The organism is Comamonas sp. A7-5 (assembly GCF_039581385.1).
GTDB lineage: Bacteria > Pseudomonadota > Gammaproteobacteria > Burkholderiales > Burkholderiaceae_C > Comamonas > Comamonas thiooxydans.
On sequence record NZ_JBCPWO010000033.1, the window covers coordinates 1 to 7,104 of the forward strand.

Here is a 7,104-nt window from a genome sequence, read left to right on the forward strand (position 1 = left end):
TGAAGCAATGAAACAGTGTTTCTCTGCTGCAATGCAAAAATTGTAGCACAGGGTTTTTGCCGGTTTTTCCAAACTTCCAACATTTTGTCGAAAGCATGAAAAAAGGGATGCAGAGAGCATCCCTTTTTCTTTCAGTGCCAAGCCTGATCAGCTCACGGCGCCGCCATCGCGGATGCGATGCATTTCGCCGATATCCACAGTCCAGACCAGACCGTCGCCGATCTGCCCGGTGCGGCAGGCAGCGACGATGGCTTCGCGAATCACTGCAACCATGGACTCATCCACGATCACGCAAACCATGAGCTTGTCCGAAAAATCGGTCAGCTCATCCTTGACTGTGCGCTTGTCCACGGCAGCGGGGGCCGTAAAGCCCTCGGCCTTGAAGATTGTCACGCCGGGAAAGTTCGGAATCGCACGCAACTCGGTACGTAGGCGCTCCAACCGGCTGGGACGCACGATGGCGCGGATTTCTTTCATCGTCATCGGATCACTCCTTTCTCAAATCAAGCCTCGGTCGGCTTCTCGTCAAACCAGCGGTACAGCGTGGGCAGCACCACCAGCGTCAACAAAGTCGAGGTAATCAAACCACCGATCACCACGATAGCCAAGGGACGCTGAACTTCGGAGCCAGGACCCGTCGCAAACAGGAATGGCACCAGGCCCAGCAAGGCCACGGTTGCGGTCATCATCACGGGACGGAATCGCTGAGTACAGCCTTCGCGCACGGCTTCGGCCACGTCCATACCGTCCTGGCGCAGTTGGCGAATGCTGGATACAAGCACCACGCCGTTCAGCACAGCAATACCCCACAGGGCAATAAAGCCCACCGATGCCGGCACGCTCACATATTCGCCAGTGACAAACAAGCCAATCAGGCCACCAATCGAAGCAAAGGGCAGCACCAGAATGATCAGGCTTGCCAGCTTGATGGAGTTGAACAGCAGGAACAGCAGGAAGAAGATGGCCACGATGGTCAGCGGCACGATCACCTGCAGCGTGCCCATGGCGCGCTCCATGTTTTCGAACTGACCGCCGAACTTGAAGTAATAGCCGTCGGGCAGCTTGACTTCCTTGTCCAGGCGCTGCTCGACCTCGGCAACAAAGCCGGCCAGGTCACGCCCTTCCACGTTCGCGCCCACCACCACGCGACGCTTGCCACCTTCGCGGCTGATCTGCGCAGGGCCATCGACCAGTTCGATCCGGGCCAGACTGCTCAGCGGCACTTGCGCGCCAGCCGCCGTGGTCAGCAGAGTTGCGCCAATGGCTTCGGGCGATCCACGATAGGACTCGGGGAAACGCACCACGACCGAGTAACGACGCTCACCCTCGTACAAGGTCGTCACGTCCTTGCCGCCAATGGCTGACTCCAGCAGGCTTTGCACATCGGCAACGTTCAGACCGTGACGAGCAATCGCCTTGCGGTCGATATCCACCGTCAGAGCCTGCTGACCCGAGAGTCGCTCGATACGTATGTCCGTACTGCCGGAGACGCTCTTCAGAATGCGCGCCACCTGCTCGGAGACTTCCTTGAGATCGTCCAGTTCATCACCGAACACCTTCACGGCCAGTTGCGAGCGCACGCCGGTCACCATTTCATCCACACGCTCGGAGATGGGCTGGGACAGCACAATCTGCACGCCGGGAATCTTGGACAGGCGCTGACGAATCTCTTCGTCGATCTCATCCTGGGTACGCTCGGACTCGGGATCCAGCAGCACGATGGGGTCAGACTCATTGGGGCCAGCAGGATCGGCCGGCGATTCGCCACGCCCCAGCTTGGACACCACGGACTTCACACCAGGCACCTGCGCGACTTCCTTCATGGCAGCCATTTCCATACGAATGGATTCATCCAGGGAAATGCTGGGCACGCGGTTGATCTGCGGCGTCAGCGCACCTTCCTTCATGGTCGGCATGAAAGACTTGCCCAGGAACGGGAACAGGCCCAGCGATCCGATCAGCAAAGCCACGGCCACGGCCAGCGTCAGGCGGTTGCGTGCAGTCGCGCCGTCAAGCAAACGCAGATAGTGGCGCTTGAGGAAGCCAATCAGCTTGGTATCGTGATCGGCGCCGCCCTTGAGGAAGTAGGAGCACAGCACGGGCGACAGGAACAGCGACACGGCCAGCGATATCGCCAGAGCCATGGCGATGGTCAGCGCCAGCGGGCCGAACATCTTGCCTTCAATACCTTGCAGCGTCATCAGCGGCAGGAACACCAAGATGATGATGGCAATACCGAAGATGGTGGGTGTAGCAACTTCCACGGTGGCCGACAGCACTGTGCGAATGCGCTCGCCGCGCGAATTGCCCGCCTGCCCCAGTTTGTGGAAGACGTTTTCAACCACCACCACGGTGGCATCCACCATCAGGCCAATGGCAATCGCCAAGCCCCCCAAGGACATCAGGTTAGCCGAAATGCCGTACTTGTTCATCATGATGAAGGTGGTCAGCGGCGTGATGATCAGCGTCGCCACCACAATCAGGCTGGAACGCACATCGCCCAGGAAGATGAACAGCACCACCACCACCAGGAAGATGCCTTCAATCAGCACCTTGCCCACGGTCCAGAGAGCGGAATCCACCAGATCGGTACGGTCGTAGTAAGGAACGATCTGCAGGCCACCAGGCAGCATGCCCTTGGAGTTGATCTCCTCCACCCGCTCCTTCACGCGGGTCACCACCTCCTTGGCATTGCCGCCGCGCATCATCAGCACGATGCCCGAAACGCCCTCGGTATAGCCGCCCTTGATGATGGCGCCCTGTCGCACCTCGGCGTCAATCTGCACCTTGGCCACATCACGCACATAGACCGGCACTCCTCCTTGCTCCTTGAGCACGATGTTGCCGATATCGTCCAGCGTGCGGATCATGCCCACGCCTCGAATCAGATACTGCTCGGTCACCTGCGGCAGGATGCCGCCACTGGCATTGGCATTGTTGTCCGCCACGGCTTGCACCACCTGACGCACGCTCAGGTTGTAGTGACGCAGGCGGGCAGGATCGACCAGCACCTGGTACTGCTTGACATATCCGCCCTGAGAGTTGATTTCAGCCACACCGGGAATGGATCGCAGCAACGGACGCGCCACCCAGTCCTGAATGGTGCGACGCTCCGTCAACTCGGCCTGGGTCAGCTCACGCTTGCCATCATCGGGGTGGTCCAGCGTGTACTGGTAGACCTCACCCAGGCCAGTGGATACCGGCCCCAGTACCGGCACGATGCCTTCAGGCATGCGTGGCGTGACTTCGATCAGACGCTCCGTCACCAACTGCCGGGCAAAGTACACATCGGTCGCATCGGTAAACACCAGCGTGATAATGGATAGACCGCTCTTGTTGAGCGAGCGCATCTCTGCCAACCCGGGCAATCCCGTCATGGCGATTTCGAGAGGCACGGTCACAAAACGCTCGATCTCCTCGGGCGAACGACCAGGGGCTTCGGTGGCAACCTGAACCTGCACATTGGTCACATCGGGGAAAGCATCCACCGACAGATTCATGGCGGCACGCAGGCCAAAGCCACACATCACCAGCGCCAGCACGACCACCACCAGCCGCTGCGATAGCGCGGCACGAATCATGGAGGCAATCATGGGCTTACTCCAGTTCTGCGCGCTTGCGCTCGTTGTTCAGGTGGAATGCACCTTCGACCACGATCTGGGAGCCTTCGCTCAACCCCTTGAGCACAGGTCGCAGACCACCGCTGGCCGCACCCAACTCCACCGGAGTCAGGCGATAGTGGTTTTCGGCTTTCTTGACGTAGACATGATCCTTGTCGTTCTCGCGAACGACCGCCAGCGCCGGGATCGCCAGAGTTTTCTCCATGGAACCCTGGATCTTCATGGTGGCCAGCATCTGGGGCTTCAGTGCCAGATCCTTGTTGTCAACCTGAGTGCGAATGGTCACAGTGCGGGTTTCGGGGGACACGGTGTCGCCCACGTAGATGATCTTGCCCGAGATGGGAGCCTCCTCGACGGTCAGCCCCAGCGCTGGCACATCGATCTGCACGTTCTGGCCAGTCTGCACGCTGCGTGCAATTTGCTCAGGCAGCGCGCCTACCACCCAGACATTGGAGAGATCCGCCACAGTGAACAGAGGATCCCCCGGCTGCGCCACCTGACCCTGGCTAACCTGGCGCTCGATCACGATACCTGCAGCAGAAGCCGTGATGGCGGCATTCGGTGCCACATTGCCCTTGGCGCGCAAACTGCTCAGCGCATCAGCGGACAAGCCCATCAGCTTGAGCTGATCGCCTGCCGCCCTCAACTCTGCGCGCGCAATCTGCACTTCCGATTCGCGACGCAGCAGTTCTGCAGAGCCGATCACATCGGCAGCAATCAGCTGACGCGCCCGCTCTACGGAGCGCTCCGCCAGAGTTGCCGTGGCGCTGGCACGCATATAGGCCAGTTGAGCCGTGGTCAGCTCTGGGCTGGCGACGCGCGCCAGGGTCTGACCAGCTTTGACGCGATCACCGGTTTCGGCCAGCACCTCGGTCACACGCCCTGTCACGGCCGCACCGATGCGGGTGACCTTGCGTTCGTTGGCTTCAATGCGACCGGCAACCTCCTGCACCGATGCAACCTCGGCCTGCGTTACCGCGGCGGTCTTGAAGTTGGTTGCCATTTCGGCTGAGACAACCACTTCCATGGGGTCAAGCTCGGCCTTGGTATCTGCGGCAGCAACCGCAGCAGCCGGCTCCTCCTTGCCGCAGCCAGTCAGGGTCAATGTTGTCAGCCCGGCCAACGCCAGTGCCAGAACCAGAGAGGCGGGACGCGCAGTCCTGGAGTGATGATGAGAAGACATAAAGCGAATTCAAAAAATACGAAAACGTGGTCTTGACTTTGAAAGCTCAAAGCGAGGAAGGCTGGGCATAGCGACCAGCCAGAAAATCCAGTTCAATCCGGGCGGATTGCAGCTGATAACGGGCTTCAAGCAAATCGGCGCGCACCGTGCGCAGCACGCGCTGGGCGTCCAGCACATCCAGAATGCCGCGCTCTCCGAAGCGGTAAGCAGCCTCGGCTACGCGCAGGGCCGATTCGGCCTCGCGCACCGCGCCCTCGCTCAGGGCCTTGGTGCGTACCTGCGCCATCTCCATGACCTTCCAGGCCTGCAACATTTGCTGCTCCAGCTCGGCCTTGCGACCTTCCATGCGCAGGCGAGCACGCTCGGCCTCCGAAGCAGCCTCATCAATCGGGCCGCGACGCTGGTCGAACAGCGGAATCTGCATGCTCACGCCGATGGTGTTATTGCGGATGTCAGGCTCGCGCGTCTGTGCGTAACGCAGCTCAAGACCCGGCCAACGGCTGGCTTTGGCACCGTTCTTCTGCGCTTCGGCCTTGTCCACCTCGGACTGCAGCTGCAGCAGCTCCGGATGGGACTGCCAGTTGATGTTCTGCAACTGCGCTTTCTCCACCGGATCCTGCAGAGACAGGGCCAGATCAAAGCGATTGGGCAACTGGCCTGCAGCCAGACGATTGAGCGTGAGCTGGGATTGCTCGGCCAGCAAACGGGCAGACTGCTCCTGCTGACGAGCGTTGATCAGTTCGGCATCGGCCTTGATGATTTCGTAACGCGCCGCCTCACCGCTGGAAACACGTACGCGTACACGCTCATGTGCCTGCTCCAGCAGCTTGACGGCATCATAGGCAGCCTGTGCCTGCGCCTGTCGCAGGACCACCTCGTAGGCCTTGAGCTTGACCTGAGCCACAAGTGCATTGCGCGATGCAGCAATCTGGTGCACGGATGCTCGCTGCCCGGCTTGCGCCGCCTCGATACGAGCAGCGCGCACGGAGGGCATTTCTATGGGAACCGAGATCCCCATGGTCTGCACATTGCCGGGCGTGGCCGATGCCAGACGCGCCTTGTTGTCGCCGCGACTCCACTCCAGCTTGGGGTTGGGCAGCGCGCCAGCGCTGACCACGGCTGCCTGAGCCGTGAAGCTCGACTGCTGCACTGAGCGCAGCTCGGGATTGTTGTCCAGCACGGTCTGCACCAGCTGCGTCAAAGTCAGCTTGGGCTGCGCCTGATCTGAAATGGTGCTGCTGATTTGTGGTGTGCCATGAGCATTGGTCTGAGCATGCGCAGCCAGAGCTGCAGCGAGACACAAGCCGAACACAGCCGCGCGTTTGGGGCTCCGCAATGGTGCATGGCCAGAAGAATTCTTACTGGCCTTGGCCGGTAAAAAAGCCGGCACTATCGATCTATTGAACATAGAACACAGCTGCCTTCTTGAGGGCAGATAAAGTGAGGAAAGGGTCGAAAACCCGTCATGCACATGCGGCAGCCGCCGCATGCGATGCAGGATCAGTTACACCTGAGCAGGTGATGCCGCCCCAGACCTGTCTCAGAGCCATGCTCTGCAGACAAGCACATTCCAGGCCAGCAGGCGCTGGAATAGCGGGCGGCAGGTATCGGGGTCTAAAAAGCCCAGCGCAAACGTTCTGACGTGATGACGTCAGCTGAGCTGGAGCTAGCCTGCCTGCGGCAGGCCGAGACTTGGCGGACGCAACATGCTTTCCGGCCAGGGATGAGTCGGGTGCACCACATGCCCCTGAGGAGGCACCCGGACATCGGCCACACCTACAGCTACCGCTTCAGGAGGGCCAAACAATTCATTGCGATCATCTTGCGCCGGATTGAGTTCGGCAGTGCGATGTGGACGGTGAATGGAGAACTCCACCGTATCTTCTTCCACATCGTCCTCGAACTCCTGCAGCACATCGACACCGTATTCGTGCGGCTCTGCATCGAGTACATAAGCCATGGCCACCACATCCTGCGAACCTGCGGGCCACATGGCGATGAGTTGCACCCCGATGATGGAGGCAAACATCAGCAGCGACAGCAGAAAGGAAGACGCCGGGCGCATGGATCGAAGGAGCTGTGGTTAAACGAACAACAATGAAGGGATGAGACAGTCACCGGGAAGCAGGCCCAATGGTGACAAGATGGTGTACCGATTGGCAGCAAAAGTTCCCGCATGGAAAACTTTTGTCAATATCTGTAAGGGAGAACGATAGCGTATCGCCATAGCACTTGCATGGCAAGGGTATCTTGCTAGAAAGTCAGGAGCACATCAAATCTGCCAGAGCACCACAGACAAGA

Annotated in this window: 5 protein-coding genes; all 5 read right to left on the reverse strand. The window is 59.8% G+C overall.

Going from position 1 to position 7,104, the window contains the following annotated elements:
- Positions 1-147: 147 nt before the first annotated feature.
- Positions 148-483, reverse strand: a complete 336-nt coding sequence (locus AAIL67_RS24435) for a P-II family nitrogen regulator (RefSeq protein ID WP_012837587.1) — start codon at positions 481-483, stop codon at positions 148-150.
- A 20-nt stretch (positions 484-503) separates the two neighbouring features.
- A complete protein-coding gene (locus tag AAIL67_RS24440) occupies positions 504-3,593 on the reverse strand; it encodes a CusA/CzcA family heavy metal efflux RND transporter (protein ID WP_034359832.1) in 3,090 nt (1,029 codons plus the stop codon).
- 4 nt (positions 3,594-3,597) lie between these two features.
- Positions 3,598-4,803: an efflux RND transporter periplasmic adaptor subunit gene (locus tag AAIL67_RS24445; RefSeq protein WP_034359830.1), complete on the reverse strand. Its 1,206-nt coding sequence runs from the start codon at positions 4,801-4,803 to the stop codon at positions 3,598-3,600.
- 46 nt (positions 4,804-4,849) lie between these two features.
- Positions 4,850-6,139: a TolC family protein gene (locus AAIL67_RS24450; RefSeq protein WP_059441861.1), complete on the reverse strand. Its 1,290-nt coding sequence runs from the start codon at positions 6,137-6,139 to the stop codon at positions 4,850-4,852.
- 330 nt (positions 6,140-6,469) lie between these two features.
- Entirely contained in the window at positions 6,470-6,868 is a 399-nt protein-coding gene (locus AAIL67_RS24455) for a hypothetical protein (RefSeq protein WP_012837584.1), read from the reverse strand.
- Positions 6,869-7,104 lie beyond the last annotated feature (236 nt).

What these genes read in the sequence shown, in the direction of transcription:
- AAIL67_RS24455 (WP_012837584.1), bottom strand. Translation starts at nt 6,868, where the DNA reads ATGCGCCCGGCGTCTTCCTTTCTGCTGTCGCTGCTGATGTTTGCCTCC.
- AAIL67_RS24440 (WP_034359832.1), bottom strand. Translation starts at nt 3,593, where the DNA reads ATGATTGCCTCCATGATTCGTGCCGCGCTATCGCAGCGGCTGGTGGTG.
- AAIL67_RS24435 (WP_012837587.1), bottom strand. Translation starts at nt 483, where the DNA reads ATGACGATGAAAGAAATCCGCGCCATCGTGCGTCCCAGCCGGTTGGAG.
- AAIL67_RS24445 (WP_034359830.1), bottom strand. Translation starts at nt 4,803, where the DNA reads ATGTCTTCTCATCATCACTCCAGGACTGCGCGTCCCGCCTCTCTGGTT.